The sequence below is a fragment of the Pseudomonas sp. ADPe genome, assembly GCF_014843515.1.
Classification (GTDB): domain Bacteria; phylum Pseudomonadota; class Gammaproteobacteria; order Pseudomonadales; family Pseudomonadaceae; genus Pseudomonas; species Pseudomonas citronellolis.
This window is the reverse complement of the sequence record NZ_CP062122.1, coordinates 2,901,446-2,916,048: the sequence shown is the minus strand read 5'-3', so window position 1 is coordinate 2,916,048 and position 14,603 is coordinate 2,901,446. Positions and strand designations below refer to the sequence as shown.

The 14,603-nt window shown below is 69.2% G+C and carries 13 protein-coding genes; 9 read left to right on the top strand and 4 right to left on the bottom strand.

Features of this window, described 5'->3' with window-relative positions:
- The first annotated feature begins 104 nt into the window (after positions 1 to 104).
- From IG194_RS13275 to IG194_RS13235, 9 genes are all read left to right on the top strand, one after another.
- Positions 105 to 1,037, top strand: a complete 933-nt coding sequence (locus tag IG194_RS13275) for an IS110 family transposase (protein ID WP_058070024.1) — start codon at positions 105 to 107, stop codon at positions 1,035 to 1,037.
- Between the two features lie 194 nt (positions 1,038 to 1,231).
- Positions 1,232 to 2,209 (top strand): hydroxyectoine utilization dehydratase EutB, encoded by a 978-nt coding sequence (gene eutB / locus IG194_RS13270; protein WP_058487939.1) that lies wholly within the window; start codon positions 1,232 to 1,234, stop codon positions 2,207 to 2,209.
- The gene (locus IG194_RS13265) at positions 2,202 to 3,194 is read left to right on the top strand and encodes a cyclodeaminase (RefSeq protein WP_058487938.1); all 993 of its coding nucleotides are present in this window, start codon (positions 2,202 to 2,204) and stop codon (positions 3,192 to 3,194) included. The genes eutB and IG194_RS13265 overlap by 8 nt, the downstream gene beginning before the upstream one ends.
- Positions 3,195 to 3,259: 65 nt before the next feature.
- A complete protein-coding gene (gene doeA / locus IG194_RS13260) occupies positions 3,260 to 4,450 on the top strand; it encodes an ectoine hydrolase DoeA (RefSeq protein WP_058487937.1) in 1,191 nt (396 codons plus the stop codon).
- Between the two features lie 4 nt (positions 4,451 to 4,454).
- Positions 4,455 to 5,471: a N(2)-acetyl-L-2,4-diaminobutanoate deacetylase DoeB gene (gene doeB / locus IG194_RS13255; protein ID WP_058487936.1), complete on the top strand. Its 1,017-nt coding sequence runs from the start codon at positions 4,455 to 4,457 to the stop codon at positions 5,469 to 5,471.
- Between the two features lie 28 nt (positions 5,472 to 5,499).
- The gene (locus tag IG194_RS13250) at positions 5,500 to 5,982 is read left to right on the top strand and encodes an Lrp/AsnC family transcriptional regulator (RefSeq protein ID WP_009614475.1); all 483 of its coding nucleotides are present in this window, start codon (positions 5,500 to 5,502) and stop codon (positions 5,980 to 5,982) included.
- A gap of 439 nt (positions 5,983 to 6,421) precedes the next feature.
- The gene (locus IG194_RS13245; RefSeq protein ID WP_058487935.1) at positions 6,422 to 7,075 is read left to right on the top strand and encodes a 7-cyano-7-deazaguanine/7-aminomethyl-7-deazaguanine transporter; all 654 of its coding nucleotides are present in this window, start codon (positions 6,422 to 6,424) and stop codon (positions 7,073 to 7,075) included.
- A gap of 131 nt (positions 7,076 to 7,206) precedes the next feature.
- Entirely contained in the window at positions 7,207 to 8,664 is a 1,458-nt protein-coding gene (locus IG194_RS13240) for an NAD-dependent succinate-semialdehyde dehydrogenase (protein ID WP_058487934.1), read from the top strand.
- A gap of 13 nt (positions 8,665 to 8,677) precedes the next feature.
- Positions 8,678 to 10,057, top strand: coding sequence for an aspartate aminotransferase family protein (locus tag IG194_RS13235; RefSeq protein ID WP_009614481.1), 1,380 nt, complete (start codon positions 8,678 to 8,680; stop codon positions 10,055 to 10,057).
- Positions 10,058 to 10,490: 433 nt separating this feature from the next.
- On the opposite strand, the gene IG194_RS13230 is transcribed toward IG194_RS13235, so the two are convergent.
- The 4 genes from IG194_RS13230 to fmt all read right to left on the bottom strand — a co-directional run bounded on the left by IG194_RS13230 (position 10,491) and on the right by fmt (position 14,593).
- Positions 10,491 to 10,814 (bottom strand): tetratricopeptide repeat protein, encoded by a 324-nt coding sequence (locus tag IG194_RS13230; RefSeq protein WP_058487933.1) that lies wholly within the window; start codon positions 10,812 to 10,814, stop codon positions 10,491 to 10,493.
- Positions 10,815 to 10,943: 129 nt separating this feature from the next.
- On the bottom strand, positions 10,944 to 12,317 hold the full coding sequence (gene trkA / locus IG194_RS13225) for a Trk system potassium transporter TrkA (protein ID WP_058487932.1): 1,374 nt from the start codon (positions 12,315 to 12,317) through the stop codon (positions 10,944 to 10,946).
- Between the two features lie 24 nt (positions 12,318 to 12,341).
- Entirely contained in the window at positions 12,342 to 13,652 is a 1,311-nt protein-coding gene (gene rsmB, locus IG194_RS13220) for a 16S rRNA (cytosine(967)-C(5))-methyltransferase RsmB (protein WP_064987538.1), read from the bottom strand.
- Positions 13,649 to 14,593 (bottom strand): methionyl-tRNA formyltransferase, encoded by a 945-nt coding sequence (gene fmt / locus IG194_RS13215; RefSeq protein ID WP_058487931.1) that lies wholly within the window; start codon positions 14,591 to 14,593, stop codon positions 13,649 to 13,651. The genes rsmB and fmt overlap by 4 nt, the downstream gene beginning before the upstream one ends.
- Positions 14,594 to 14,603: the final 10 nt, after the last annotated feature.

Sequence of the window (14,603 nt, the reverse complement as noted above, 5' to 3'; positions counted from 1 at the left end):
GGAATCCATCGGATTTGAGTAGCCGCTCAAACCGACAATATCAGCAAGCCTGCGCCACCGTGAGCCCCGACAGGTCGACCCCATCTTCACCGTCGGAGAACACCATGACAAGCCAGGTCACGGTTATTGGAATCGATGTTGCCAAGGAAACACTGAGCCTGTGCGATGCCCGCACCGGTGAGGTGTTCGAACTGCCTAACGAAGCCCGTGCGATCAAGGCCTGGCTCAAGACGCTGCCATCCAACTGCGCCATCGCAATCGAGGCAACGGGCATCTACCACGTGCTGGTTGCCAGCCTGGCGCATGCCCGGAAGCACCGGATCTACCTCATCAACGGCTTCCGCCTGAGCAACTATCGCAAGGGGATCGGTGGGCGAAACAAGGACGACCGTAGCGACGCCCAGCTCCTGGCCCGCTACCTGTCCCATGAACAGGCGCAGTTGGAGCCCTGGCAGCCGCCGAGCAAGGTGTACTGCCGCTTGCAGGCGTTGCTGCACCGTCGAGCCGTGCTCGTCCGGAATGTCACGTCGCTGCGTCAGAGCTTCTCCCAGGACCCTATGCTGGCAAGGGCATTGAAGCCAGTCCTCAAGCGCATGGCTGTCCTGGAGCAACGCCTGGAGACACAGATCCAGCTCGTGCTGGAGGAGGCCGGGCTGAAGGAGCAGAGCAAGCGTTGCCAGGCCATCGAGGGGATCGGGCCACTGACGGCCGCAGCGCTGATCCTGGCGTTTCTGCGAGGGCATTTCCGCAACAGCGACGCCTTCATCGCATTTCTGGGGCTGGATGTGCGACTCAAGGAGTCTGGCCGTTACAGCGGCCGGCGGAAGCTGACCAAGCAAGGCGATCCGGAAATCCGCCGGCTACTGCACAACGCCGCCATGGCTGCAGCTCGCACCAAACGCTGGAGGGAGCTCTATCAGGGCTATTTGGCACGCGGGCTGAAGACAACCGAGGCCTTGACCGTCCTGGCCCGCAAACTCGCCAGAATCGCCTTTGCCCTGATGCAGACACAGACGACCTACCAACCCCGGGGATAAGCCGTCATTGACATAGAATCTCCTACAAATTACCGGGAAGTACGGTATTTCTCCCCGTAGGATGGGTCGAGCGAAGCGATACCCATCGCCCATTACCACGACGAATGACAATCTCCACGACATCGTCCTAGTACATTCATCGCGACAATTTCCCGCTCATACACTCGGCCCGACTGCATTGTCGGGAGGCCGCCATGGCCAACGAGATCCCCCTGATCGAGCTGTACCGCGCCCGCCAGCGCATCCACGGCCTGGTGCGGCAGACGCCGCTGGAGCATTCGCCCAGCCTCTCCGCGCTGCTGGGCGCGCCGGTGTACCTGAAGCTGGAATCGCAGCAGATCACCGGCAGCTTCAAGCTGCGCGGCGCCAGCAACGCCATCGCCCAGCTGGACGACGCCCGGAAGGCCCGCGGGGTGGTCGCCGCCTCCACCGGTAACCACGGCCGCGCCCTCGCCCATGCCGCCCGCGTGCTGGGCGTGCCGGCCACCATCTGCCTGTCACAGTTGGTGCCGGCGAACAAGGTCGAGGCGATCCGCGCCCTCGGCGCCGAGGTATGCATCGTCGGCAACAGCCAGGACGACGCCCAGGCCGAGGCCGAGCGCATCGCCCGCGAGCAGGGCGCGGCGCTGCTGCCGCCCTTCGACCACCCGCAGATCGTCGCCGGCCAGGGCACCCTGGGCCTGGAAATCCTCGAACAGCTGCCGCAGGTGCGCCAGGTGCTGGTGCCGCTGTCCGGCGGCGGGCTGTTCGGCGGCGTGGCCGTGGCGCTGAAGGCGGCCGACCCGTCGATCCGCCTGCACGGCATCAGCATGCGCCGCGGCGCGGCCATGGCCGCCAGCCTGGAAGCCGGCCAGCCCGTGGAAGTGGAGGAACTGCCGACCCTCGCCGACTCCCTCGGCGGCGGCATCGGCCTGGACAACCGCTACACCTTCGCCCTCGCCCGCGCCCACTGCGACGAGTTGCACCTGCTCGACGAGCCCGCCATCGCCGCCGGCATCCGCCACGCCTACCGCGAGGAACGCCAGGTGGTGGAAGGCGCCGCGGCGGTGGGTATCGCCGCGCTGCTGGAAGGCCGCATCGCCGCCGAAGGGCCGGTGGTGGTGGTCGTCAGCGGCCGCAACATCGCCATCGAACAACACCAACGCATCATCGAGGAAGACCTGCATGGCTGACGTCACCCTGCTCAGCGAAGCCGACTTGCGCGCCTGCGTGGCGCTGGACACTGAAAGCCTCGACGCCGTCGAGCAGGCCTTCCGCCTGCTGGCCACGGCGGCGGTGGCGATGCCGCCGATCCTGCGCCTGGACATTCCCGAGCACAACGGCGAGGTGGATGTGAAGACCGCCTACCTGCCCGGCCTGCCGCGCTTCGCCATCAAGGTCAGCCCGGGCTTCTTCGACAACCCGAAGCTCGGCCTGCCCAGCCTCAACGGCATGATGATGCTGCTGTCCGCGCACACCGGCCTGCTCGACGCCCTGCTGCTGGACAACGGCTACCTCACCGCCGTGCGCACCGCCTGCGCCGGCGCCGTGGCCGCCAAGTGGCTGGCCCGCGAGGACGCCCGCCGGGTGGCCCTCCTCGGCGCCGGCGAGCAGGCGCGCCTGCAGCTCAAGGCGCTGTGCCTGGTACGGCCGATCGAGGGCGCCAGCCTCTGGGCCCGCGACGCGGCCAAGGCGCGCCAGTGCGCCGCCGAACTGAGCACCGCCCTGGGCATCCCGGTGGTCGCCTGTTCCAGCGTCGATGAAGCCCTGGAAGGCGCGGACATCGCCATCACCACCACGCCCAGTCGCGAGCCGCTGATCCGGAAGCGCCACCTGCGCCCGGGCCTGCACATCACCGCCATGGGCTCGGACGCCGAGCACAAGAACGAGATCGCCGCCGACGCGCTGGCGGCGCTGGACTGCTACGTCGCCGACCGCCTGAGCCAGACCCGCGTGCTCGGCGAACTGCACCACGCCATCGCGGCCGGGCTGGTGGAGGCGGGCGCCGACTTCGCCGAACTCGGCCAGGTCATCGCCGGCCAGCGCCCGGGCCGCCGCAGCGCCCGGGACGTGACCCTCTGCGACCTCACCGGCACCGGCGCCCAGGACACCGCCATCGCCGGCCTGGCCTTCCAGCGCGCGCAGCGCATGGGCAAGGGGTTCAAGTTCCACAGCTGACCGCTTCATGCCGGACAAACACCTACAAGAGCCCCCGTGACACCACTCACCCAGAGGATTTCCGCATGCCCGAAATCGTCGTCAACCTCCCCTTCGCGCGGGAGGAATACGCCCAGCGCCTGGCCAAGGTCCGCGCCAGCATGCAGCAGCGCGGCATCGAGCTGCTGCTGGTCAGCGACCCGTCGAACATGGCCTGGCTCACCGGCTACGATGGCTGGTCCTTCTACGTGCACCAGTGCGTGCTGCTGGCGCTGGACGGCGAGCCGGTGTGGTTCGGCCGCGGCCAGGACGCCAACGGCGCGCGGCGCACCGTGTTCATGCAGGCCGAGAACATCGTCGGCTACCCCGACCACTACGTGCAGTCCACCGAGCGCCACCCCATGGACTACCTGGCCCGCGAGGTCATCGCCGCGCGGGGCTGGGACGCGCTGGCCATCGGCGTGGAGATGGACAACTACTACTTCAGCGCCGCCGCCTTCCGCTCGCTGCAGGCCCACCTGCCGCAGGCGCGCTTCGTCGACGCCACCGCGCTGGTCAACTGGCAGCGCGCGGTGAAATCCCCGCGCGAGATCGAGTACATGCGCATCGCCGCGCGCATCGTCGAGAAGATGCACGCGCACATCCTCGAGCGCATCGAGCCGGGCATGCGCAAGAACGAGCTGGTGGCGGAGATCTACAGCACCGGCATCCGCGGCGCCGACGGCCACGGCGGCGACTACCCGGCCATCGTCCCGCTGCTGCCCACCGGCGCCGACGCCAGCGCGCCGCACCTGACCTGGGACGACACGCCCTTCCAGCGCGGCGCCGGCACCTTCTTCGAGATCGCCGGCTGCTACAAGCGCTACCACTGCCCGCTGTCGCGCACCGTCTACCTGGGCAAGCCGCCGCAGCACTTCCTCGACGCGGAAAAGGCCGTGGTCGAAGGCATAGCCGCGGGGCTGGAGGCGGCCAAGCCGGGCAACACCACCGGCGACATCGCCCGCGCCTTCTTCGGCGTGCTGCAGAAGTTCGGCATCCACAAGGACAGCCGCTGCGGCTACCCCATCGGCATCAGCTATCCGCCGGACTGGGGCGAACGCACCATGAGCCTGCGCCCCAGCGACGAGAGCGTGCTGCAACCGGGCATGACCTTCCACTTCATGCCCGGCCTGTGGATGGACGACTGGGGCCTGGAGATCACCGAAAGCATCCTGATCACCGACGGCGTCGTGCAGACCCTCTGCGACTACCCGCGCCAGTTGTTCGTCAAGGAGTGAGGCCATGACACAGCCACTGGATAAAGGGCTGCGCGACAACCCCATCGCCGCCAGCGTCGACTTCGAGCGCGACGGCGTGCAGCACGGCCACCTCAAGCTGCCCTACTCCCGCGACGACTCGGCCTGGGGCGCGGTGATGATCCCCGTCTGCGTGGTGAAGAACGGCGCGGGCCCCACCGCGCTGCTCACCGGCGGCAACCACGGCGACGAGTACGAAGGCCCGGTGGCGCTCAGCCGCCTGGCCCAGGAACTGCGCGCCGAGGACATCCGCGGCCGGGTGATCGTCGTGCCCTTCATGAACACCCCGGCCTTCCTCGCCGGCAAGCGCACCTCGCCGATCGACGCCGGCAACCTCAACCGCAGCTTCCCCGGCCGCCCGGACGGCACGGTGACGCAGAAGATCGCCGACTACTTCCAGCGCACCCTGCTGCCGCTGGCCGACGTGGTGCTGGACATACATTCCGGCGGCCGCACCCTCGACTTCCTGCCCTTCGCCGCCTGCCACGTGCTGCCGGACAAGGCCCAGCAGGAAGGCTGCGAGGCGCTGATGCGGGCGTTCTCCGCGCCCTACGCCATGCGCATGCTGGAGCTGGACGCGGTGGGCATGTACGACAGCGCCGCCGAGGAGCAGGGCAAGCTGTTCGTCACCACCGAACTGGGCGGCGGCGGCAGCAGCACCGCGCGCAGCGTGGCCATCGCCCGCCGCGGCGTGCGCAACGTGCTGGTGCAGGCCGGCATCCTGCGCGGCGAGGTCGAGCACGCGCCCTCGGTGATGCTCGACATGCCCGACGGCGACTGCTTCGTCGCCAGCGAACACAACGGCCTGCTGGAGATGTGCCGCGACCTGGGCGAGCGTGTGGAACGCGGCGAGGTGCTGGCGCGGGTGCACGACCTGCTGCGCACCGGCGCCGCGCCGGTGGAGTACCGCGCCAGGCGCAGCGGCATCCTCGCCGCGCGGCACTTCCCTGGCCTGGTGCAGAGCGGCGACACCCTGGCGGTGGTCGCCGAGGTCCTGGACTGATGCGCGCGCCACGGCGCCGGAGGTGGCGATGACCAAGCTCGACCGCTACGACCTGAAGATCCTGCGCATCCTCGCCGGCGACGGGCGCATCACCAAGTCCAGCCTGGCCGAGGCCATCAACCTCTCGGTCAGCCCGGCCTGGGAGCGCGTGCGCAAGCTGGAGGAGGCCGGCCTGATCAAGGGCTACCGCGCGCAGATCGACTGGCCGGCGCTGTTCCGCCAGCAGCAGGTGCTGGTGGAAATCACCCTGGGCCGGCACACGGCCCAGGACATGCGCCGCTTCGAACAGCGCCTGCAGCAGGCGCCGGAGGTGGGCTTCTGCTACGCCACCGGCGGCGGGGTGGACTACATCGCGATGATCCAGGCCCGGGATATCGACCATTACCAGCGCTTCATCGACCAGTTGCTGCTGGAGGACCTGGGGATCGAGCGGTATTTCACCTACATCGTTACCAAGGTGATCAAGACGCTGGATGCGGCGGTGCCGGCGGAGGCATTGGAAGGTGCCTGATGCCACGCTGTTTTCTTTTCGTAGGAGCGAGCTTGCTCGCGAACGGGTGCCTACCGGTGGATTCGGTGTAATGGCTTGGCTCCGTCCCCTCTCCCCAACCCTCTCCCTGAAGGGAGAGGGGGCTTGTCCGTGCCGAGAGAAGTAATGATTTCAGCCGGAAACCACTGGCGCTGCCGACTAACTCAGGAATACCCACGCACTCCGAACGGTCCCCTCTCCCTTCAGGGAGAGGGTTAGGGAGAGGGCGTTCTTGGCCCCCCAGCCAATTCCTCCCGGCAGAACACCATTCGCAAGCAAGCCCGCCCCTACAACACCCCCCCACTGCACAAAAAACACCCAAAAAAACCTGACTCCAAGTTCAATCTCCTATAGAATGCCCCCCGCTCGGCACAGGGCCGGGCATGGGTTCCCTCACCCCATCGACGAAAAAGGATCCAGCATGTCGGCGCTTTCCCCGGCGGCTCGGCGCGGCGCATTGGCCGGCCTGGTCGTCTTCCACCTCCTCGTCATCATCGCCAGCAACTACCTGGTGCAACTGCCCATGACCCTGTTCGGCTGGCAGACCACCTGGGGCGCGTTCAGCTTCCCGTTCATCTTCCTGGCCACCGACCTCACCGTGCGCCTGCTCGGCAAGGGCCCGGCGCGGCGCGTCATCGCCCGGGTGATGCTGCCGGCGCTGCTGGCTTCCTACGGGGTCTCGGTGCTGTTCCAGGACGGCGGCTACCGCGGCTTCGCCGCGCTGGGCGAGTTTAACACCTTCGTCGCGCGCATCGCCCTGGCCAGCTTCCTGGCCTACGTGCTCGGCCAGTTCCTCGACATCCAGGTGTTCGACCGCCTGCGCCGGCTGCGCCAGTGGTGGATCGCCCCGGTGGTGTCGACGCTGTTCGGCAACCTGCTGGACACCTTCGCCTTCTTCTCCATCGCCTTCTGGCGCAGCGACAACCCCTTCATGGCGCAGCACTGGGTGGAGATCGCCACGGTGGACTACGGCGTCAAGCTGGCGGTCATGCTGATCCTCTTCGTGCCGCTCTATGGCGTGCTGCTGCGCGCCATCCTCCAGGGCCTGGGCCGGCGCTCCGCCAGCGCCTGCTGAGGCGGGCGAAAAACCCGAAGCCGGCGGCGCATCTGCGGAAAGAATTGCCGCCGCCGCCCCGCCCTTAGGAAAAAACCGCCACGGCGCTCCCCCTAGGATGGTCCCCATGCCACCTGCGAGGAGACGCTGTCATGTCCTACGCCCATCCCCTGCTCTTCAAGTCGCTGTGCTACGTCAACGGCCAGTGGCTGCACAGCGCCAGCGGCGCCAGCATCGCCGTGGAGAACCCGGCCAACCGCGAAATCATCGGCCACGTGCCGCTGCTCGAACGCGAGCAGATAGTCGCCGCGGTGGATGCCGCCGCCGCAGCCTTCCCGGCCTGGCGCAAGCTGTCCCTGGACCAGCGCGCCGCGCCCCTGCTGCGCTGGGCCGAGCTGATCCGCCAGCACCGCGAGGACCTGGCGCAGATCCTTTCCCTGGAACAGGGCAAGCCCCTGGCCGAGGCCCGCGGCGAGATCGACTACGCCGCCAGCTTCATCCCCTGGTTCGCCGAACAGGCGCGGCGCCTGGACGGCCGCAACATCCCCAGCCACATCCCCGGCGCCCACTTGGGCACGGTGATGGAGCCGGTGGGCGTGGCCGTACTGCTGACGCCCTGGAACTTCCCCTCGGCGATGATCACCCGCAAGGCCGCCGCCGCCCTGGCCGCCGGCTGCACCGTGGTGGTCAAGCCGGCCCACGAGACGCCCTATTCGGCCTTCGCCCTGGCCCAGCTGGCCGAGGAGGCCGGGCTGCCCGCCGGCGCCTTCAACGTGGTGCTGGGCGAGCCGCAGACGACCATGGAAACCCTGGTGCGGGACAGCCGCGTGCGCGCGGTGAGCTTCACCGGCTCGACCCGCGTCGGCAAGCTGGTGCTGCAGGCCGCCGCCCAGGACGTGAAGAAGGTGGCGCTGGAGCTGGGCGGCAACGCGCCCTTCATCGTGCTGCCCGATGCCGACCTGGAGCAGGCGGTGAAATTCGCCGTCGACGCCAAGTTCCAGACCTCCGGCCAGGACTGCTGCGCGGCCAACCGCCTGCTGGTCGCCCGCGAACTCTACGAGCCCTTCCTCAAACGCTTCGCCGCCGCCGTGCGCGAACTGCGCGTGGGCCCGGCCAGCGACCCGCGCAGCGACATCGGCCCGCTGATGCACCAGGCGGCCTTCGACGCCACCTGCGAGCGCGTGCGCGACGCCATCGACAGCGGCGCGCGCCTGCTGGCCGGCGGCGAACCCCATGCCCTGGGCGGCTGGTTCCACCAGCCGACGCTGCTGGCCGACGTCACCCCGGCCATGCGCATCTGGCGCGAGGAGAACTTCGCCCCCATCGCCGGGGTGATGGCCTACGACGACCTGGAGCAGGCCATCGAATTGGCCAACGATAGCGAATACGGCCTGGCCGCCTACATTTGTGGGCAGCGCCTCGACCAGGTGTGGCCGCTGATGCGCCGCCTGGAATTCGCCATGGTCGCGGTGAACGGCGCCAGGTTCACCGGCCACCCCATCCCCTTCGGCGGCATGAAGGCTTCGGGCCTGGGCCGCGAGGGCGGCAGCGAGGGCTTCGAGCCCTTCGTCGAGATCAAGTACTTCTGCCTGCACCACGGCGCCATCTGAGGAGAACACCGCCATGACCGACTACGCCAAGCTGTTCGAACAGGACCGTGCGCACTTCATGCACCCCTCCACCCACGCCCACGACCACGCCAGCGGCGCCCTGCCCGGGCGCATCATCACCGGCGCCTCGGGCGTGCGCATCCGCGACCACCAGGGCCGCGAGCTGCTGGACGCCTTCGCCGGGCTGTACTGCGTGAACATCGGCTACGGCCGCCTTGAGGTGGCCGACGCCATCCATGAGCAGGCCAAGCAGCTGGCCTACTACCACACCTACGTCGGCCACGCGTCCGAGGCGATCATCGAGCTGTCCGCGCGGATCATCCGCGACTGGGCGCCGGCGGGCATGAAGAAGGTCTACTACGGCCTCTCCGGCTCCGACGCCAACGAAACCCAGGTCAAGCTGGTGCGCTACTACAACAACGTGCTGGGCCGGCCGCAGAAGAAGAAGATCATCTCGCGCCAGCGCGGCTACCACGGCTCGGGCATCGTCACCGGCAGCCTCACCGGCCTGGCCAGCTTCCACCAGCACTTCGACCTGCCGGTGGAAGGCGTCAGGCACACCCTCTGCCCGCACTTCTACAAGGCCCCGGCGGGCATGGACGAGGCGGCCTTCGTGCGCCACTGCGCCCAGGAGCTGGAGAACCTGATCCTCGCCGAGGGCCCGGACACCGTGGCGGCCTTCATCGGCGAGCCGGTGATGGGCACCGGCGGCATCATCGTCCCGCCCAAGGGCTACTGGGAGGCGATCCAGGCGGTGCTGGCGAAGTACGACGTGCTGCTGATCGCCGACGAGGTGGTCTGCGCCTTCGGCCGCCTCGGCGACAAGATGGGCAGCCAGCGCTACGCCATGCGCCCGGACCTGATCACCACCGCCAAGGGCCTGACCAGCGCCTACGCGCCGCTGTCCGCGGTGATCGTCGGCGAGAAGGTCTGGGACGTGATCGACAGCGCCTCCACCCGCGAAGGCGCCATGGGCCACGGCTGGACCTACTCCGGCCACCCGATCTGCGCGGCGGCGGCGCTGGCCAACCTGGACATTCTCGAGCGCGAGAACATCACCGCCAACGCGGCGGACGTCGGCGGCTACCTCAACCAGCAGCTGCGCCAGGCCTTCGAGGGCCACCCGCTGGTGGGCGAGGTGCGCGGCGACGGCATGCTGGCGGCGCTGGAGTTCATGGCCGACCGCGAGGCGCGCACGCCCTTCGATCCGGCGCTGAAGGTGGGCCCGAAGGTCTCGGCGGCGTGCCTGGAGCGCGGCATGATCGCCCGCGCCATGCCCCACGGCGACATCCTCGGCTTCGCCCCGCCGCTGGTGCTCAGCCGCGCCGAGGCCGACGAGGTGGTGGGCATAGCCAAGGCCGCGGTGGACGCGGTGGCGGCGGAGGTGCTCTGAGGCCATGGCAATGGCGTACAACCGCGAACGGTTGTACGCCCTACGCCCAGGCGCTCTTCGTAGGATGGGTTGAGCTTGCGAAACCCATCGGGCGGGGGTGATGGGTATCGCTTCGCTCAACCCATCCTACAACGGCGTCTCGTCTGCACCTGTAGGAGCGCGCCCTGCGCGCGAATCGCGGGCAGGGCCCGCTCCTACAGGGTGACGCTGAACTTCCCGTTCGTGCCGGACGGCCCCCTCTCCCTTCAGGGCGGGGCGCGCAGCCGAGGGTTGGGGAGAGGGAGCGGAGTCAAGCCATTGCACTGAAGCCGCCGGTAGGCACCGTTCGCGAGCAAGCTCGCTCCTACACAATGCCCACCTCCGGCTTCACCTGTAGGAGCGCGCCCTGCGCGCGAATCGCGGGCAGGGCCCGCTCCTACAAGGTGTCGCGGATTCAGCCGCCCTTGGCCTTGTCCAGCTTGCGCAGGAACACGGTCATTTCCTTTTCCGCCTGCTTGTCGCCATGGGCCTGGGCCGCGGCCAGGCCGTCGGTCCAGGCGGCGCGGGCGCCGTCCAGGTCGCCCTGGGCCTGCAGGGCCTTGCCCAGCAGCTTCCAGGCGGCGGAGTACTTCGCGTCCTGCTCCACGCAGCGGCGCAGGTGTTCGGCGGCCTTCGCCGCATCGCCGGCGTCCAGGTAACCCTTGCCCAGGCCGAAGCGCAGCAGCGGGTTGTCCATGCCTTTGGCGAGGAGTTTTTCGAGGGATTGAGGATCGGTCATAGGGCTGGGGGCTGGAAGCTGGAAGCTGGAAGCTGGAAGCTGGAAGCGAACAGCATGCGGTGCCGTCGTGGTATGTCAAGTTCTTGCCTACAGCCTACAGCCTACAGCCTACAGCCTACAGCCTACAGCCTAGAAGAACGTCAACCCGGCCTGGAACAGCCGCTCGACGTCACGGATTCGCTTCTTGTCGACCACGAAGAGGATCACGTGGTCGCCGGATTCCACCACGGTGTCGCCGTGGGCGATCAGCACTTCCTCGTCGCGGATCACCGCGCCTATGGTGGTGCCCGGCGGCAGGTGTACCTCGCCGATGCGCTTGCCGATCACCTTGCTCGACTTGGCGTCGCCGTGGGCCACCACCTCGATGGCCTCGGCCGCGCCGCGGCGCAGCGAGTGCACGCTCTCGATGTCGCCGCGGCGCACGTGGGTCAGCAGGGTGCCGATGGTGGCCAGCTGCGGGCTGATGGCGATGTCGATCTCGCCGCCCTGCACCAGGTCGACGTAGGCCGGGTTGTTGATCAGCGTCATCACCTTGCGCGCGCCCAGGCGCTTGGCCAGCAGCGAGGACATGATGTTGGCCTCGTCGTCGTTGGTCAGGGCCAGGAACAGGTCGGTCTCGTTGATGTTCTCTTCCAGCAGCAGGTCGCGGTCCGAGGCGCTGCCCTGGAGCACGATGGTGCTGTCGAGGTTGTCCGACAGGTGCCGGCAGCGCGCCGGGTTCATCTCGATGATCTTCACCTGGTAGCGGTTCTCGATGGCCTCGGCCAGGCGCTCGCCGATGTTGCCGCCGCCGGCGATGATGATCCGCTTGTAGTTCTCCTCCAGCCGGCGCATCTCGCCCATCACCGCGCGGATGTGGGCCTTGGCGGCGATGAAGAACACCTCGTCGTCGGCCTCGATGACGGTGTCGCCCTGGGGGATGATCGGCCGGTTGCGCCGGTAGATCGCCGCCACGCGGGTATCCGCGTTGGGCATGTGCTCGCGCAGCTGGCGCAGCTCCTGGCCCACCAGCGGGCCGCCGTAGTGGGCCTTGATGCCCACCAGCTGGGCCTTGCCCTCGGCGAAGTCGATCACCTGCAAGGAGCCGGGGTATTCCACCAGGCGCTTGATGTAGTTGGTCACCACCTGCTCGGGGCTGATCAGCACGTCCACCGGGATGGCCTCGTTGTCGAACAGGCCGGTGCGCGTCAGGTAGGCCGCCTCGCGCACCCGGGCGATGCGCGTCGGCGTGTTGAACAGGGTGTAGGCCACCTGGCAGGCGACCATGTTCACCTCGTCGCTGTTGGTCACCGCCACCAGCATGTCGGCGTCGTCGGCGCCGGCCTGGCGCAGCACCGTGGGGAACGAGGCCTTGCCGTGCACGGTGCGGATGTCCAGGCGGTCGTTGAGGTCGCGCAGGCGCTGGCCGTCGGTGTCGACCACGGTGATGTCGTTGGCTTCGCTGGCCAGGTGCTCGGCCAGGGTGCCGCCGACCTGGCCGGCGCCGAGGATGATGATCTTCATGGGGTCGCGCTCGTCCGTGCAGTGCTAGCGGGCTGAGATCTTGATGAGCTTGGCATAGTAGAAACCGTCGTGCCCGCCCTCTTGCGGCAGCAGTTGGCGCCCGTGGGCCTGCTTCAGGCCCCAGGGCCCGGCCAGGTCCAGCTCGCGGGCGCCGGGGGTGCGGGCGAGGAAGGCGGCGATCGACTCGCGGTTCTCCTGGGGCATCACCGAGCAGGTGGCGTAGAGCAGGATGCCGCCGACTTCCAGGGTTGGCCACAGCGCGTCGAGCAGCTCGCCCTGCAGCTGCGCCAGGGCTGGGATGTCCTCGGCGGCGCGGGTCAGCTTGATGTCCGGATGCCGGCGGATGACGCCGGTGGCCGAGCAGGGCGCGTCCAGCAGGATGCGCTGGAACGGCTTGCCGTCCCACCAGGCGCCGGTATCGCGTCCATCAGCGGCGACTAGCGTGGCATCTAGCCGCAGGCGCTGCAGGTTCTCGCGCACGCGCACCAGGCGGTTTTCCTCCAGGTCCACGCCCAGCACGCCAGCCAGGCCCGGTTCGGCTTCCAGCAGGTGGCAGGTCTTGCCGCCGGGGGCGCAGCAGGCGTCGAGCACGCGCTGGCCGGGGGCCAGTTCCAGCAGGTCGGCGGCCAGTTGCGCGGCCTCGTCCTGCACGCTCACGCGGCCTTCGGCGAAGCCCGGCAGCTCGCGCACGTCGCAGGGCTGGGCGAGCTGGATGCCGTCGCGGCTGTAGGCGCAGGGCGTGGCTTCGATGCCGGCGGCCTGCAGCTCGGCCAGGTAATCGTCACGGCTGCCCTGGCGGCGGTTCACCCGCAGGGTCATCGGCGGGTGGGCGTTGTTCGCCGCGCAGACGGCTTCGAACTGCTCCGGCCAGGCCTGTTTCAGCGCCTTCTGCAGCCAGCGCGGGTGGGCCAGGCGCGCGGCCGGGTCGCGGTCGACGTCGGCCAGCAGCACTTCGCCCTCGCGCTGGGCGCGGCGCAGCACGGCGTTGAGCAGGCCCTTGGCCCAGGATTTCTTCAGCTTGTCGGCGCAGCCGACGGTCTCGCCGATGGCCGCGTGGGGCGGAATGCGGGTGTAGAGCAGCTGGTACAGGCCGACCAGCAGCAGCGCCTCGACGTCGCGGTCGCCGGCCTTGAACGGCTTCTGCAGCAGGCGCGCGGCCAGGGCCGCCAGGCGCGGCTGCCAGCGCGCGGCGCCGAAGGCCAGCTCCTGGGTCAGGCCGCGGTCGCGCGGGGCGACCAGCTCCAGCTGCGGCGGCAGCGAGCTGCCCAGCGAGGCGCGGCCGGCGAGCACGGCGGCCAGCGCGCGGGCCGCGGCGAGGCGCGGGCTGAGGCTCATTGGCCGAGCACCAGGCCGGTGGCGAACTGCTCGCGGCGGCTGTTGAACAGGTCGGCGAAGGCCAGCGGCTTGCCGCCGGGCAGCTGCACGCGGGTCAGCAGCAGGCTGCCTTCGCCGCAGCCCACCAGCAGGCCGTCACGGCTGGCGCCGAGGATTTTCCCCGGCTCGCCCCTGCTCTCGCCCAGGCGCGCGGCCCAGACCTTCAGCGGCTCGCCGTTCAGGGTGGTGTGGCACACCGGCCAGGGATCGAAGGCGCGCACGGCGCGCTCCAGTTCCACGGCAGGGCGGCTCCAGTCGAGCTTCGCCTCGTCCTTGCTGAGCTTGTGCGCGTAGGTGGCCAGGGCGTCGTCCTGCACCTCGCCCTTGAGCGTGCCTGCGGCCAGGCCGGCGATGGCCTCGACCACCGCCGGCGGGCCCAGGCGCGCCAGGCGGTCGTGCAGGCTGCCGCCGGTGTCCTCGGGACTGATCGGGGTGACGACCTTGAGCAGCATCGGCCCGGTGTCCAGGCCCGCTTCCATCTGCATCACGGTTACGCCGCTTTCCGCATCGCCAGCCTGCACGGCGCGCTGGATGGGCGCGGCACCGCGCCAGCGCGGCAGCAGCGAGGCATGGCTGTTGATGCAGCCCAGGCGCGGGATGTCCAGCACCGCCTGGGGCAGGATCAGGCCGTAGGCGACCACCACCATCAGGTCCGGTTGCAGCGCGGCCAGTTCGGCCTGGGCTTCGGGATTGCGCAGGGTCGGCGGCTGCAGCACCGGCAGACCATGCTGCGCGGCGAGCTGCTTGACCGGGCTGGGCATCAGCTTCTGGCCGCGGCCGGCCGGGCGGTCCGGCTGGGTGTAGACGGCGACGATCTGGTGCGGCGTATCGAGCAGGGCCTTGAGGTGCTCGGCGGCGAATTCCGGGGTCCCGGCGAAGACGATGCGCAATGCTTGGCTCATGCGTAGGCTC

Coding starts and splice junctions, on each gene's coding strand:
- IG194_RS13275 (WP_058070024.1), top strand. CDS start 105: ATGACAAGCCAGGTCACGGTTATTGGAATCGATGTTGCCAAGGAAACA.
- eutB (WP_058487939.1), top strand. CDS start 1,232: ATGGCCAACGAGATCCCCCTGATCGAGCTGTACCGCGCCCGCCAGCGC.
- IG194_RS13265 (WP_058487938.1), top strand. CDS start 2,202: ATGGCTGACGTCACCCTGCTCAGCGAAGCCGACTTGCGCGCCTGCGTG.
- doeA (WP_058487937.1), top strand. CDS start 3,260: ATGCCCGAAATCGTCGTCAACCTCCCCTTCGCGCGGGAGGAATACGCC.
- doeB (WP_058487936.1), top strand. CDS start 4,455: ATGACACAGCCACTGGATAAAGGGCTGCGCGACAACCCCATCGCCGCC.
- IG194_RS13250 (WP_009614475.1), top strand. CDS start 5,500: ATGACCAAGCTCGACCGCTACGACCTGAAGATCCTGCGCATCCTCGCC.
- IG194_RS13245 (WP_058487935.1), top strand. CDS start 6,422: ATGTCGGCGCTTTCCCCGGCGGCTCGGCGCGGCGCATTGGCCGGCCTG.
- IG194_RS13240 (WP_058487934.1), top strand. CDS start 7,207: ATGTCCTACGCCCATCCCCTGCTCTTCAAGTCGCTGTGCTACGTCAAC.
- IG194_RS13235 (WP_009614481.1), top strand. CDS start 8,678: ATGACCGACTACGCCAAGCTGTTCGAACAGGACCGTGCGCACTTCATG.
- IG194_RS13230 (WP_058487933.1), bottom strand. CDS start 10,814: ATGACCGATCCTCAATCCCTCGAAAAACTCCTCGCCAAAGGCATGGAC.
- trkA (WP_058487932.1), bottom strand. CDS start 12,317: ATGAAGATCATCATCCTCGGCGCCGGCCAGGTCGGCGGCACCCTGGCC.
- rsmB (WP_064987538.1), bottom strand. CDS start 13,652: ATGAGCCTCAGCCCGCGCCTCGCCGCGGCCCGCGCGCTGGCCGCCGTG.
- fmt (WP_058487931.1), bottom strand. CDS start 14,593: ATGAGCCAAGCATTGCGCATCGTCTTCGCCGGGACCCCGGAATTCGCC.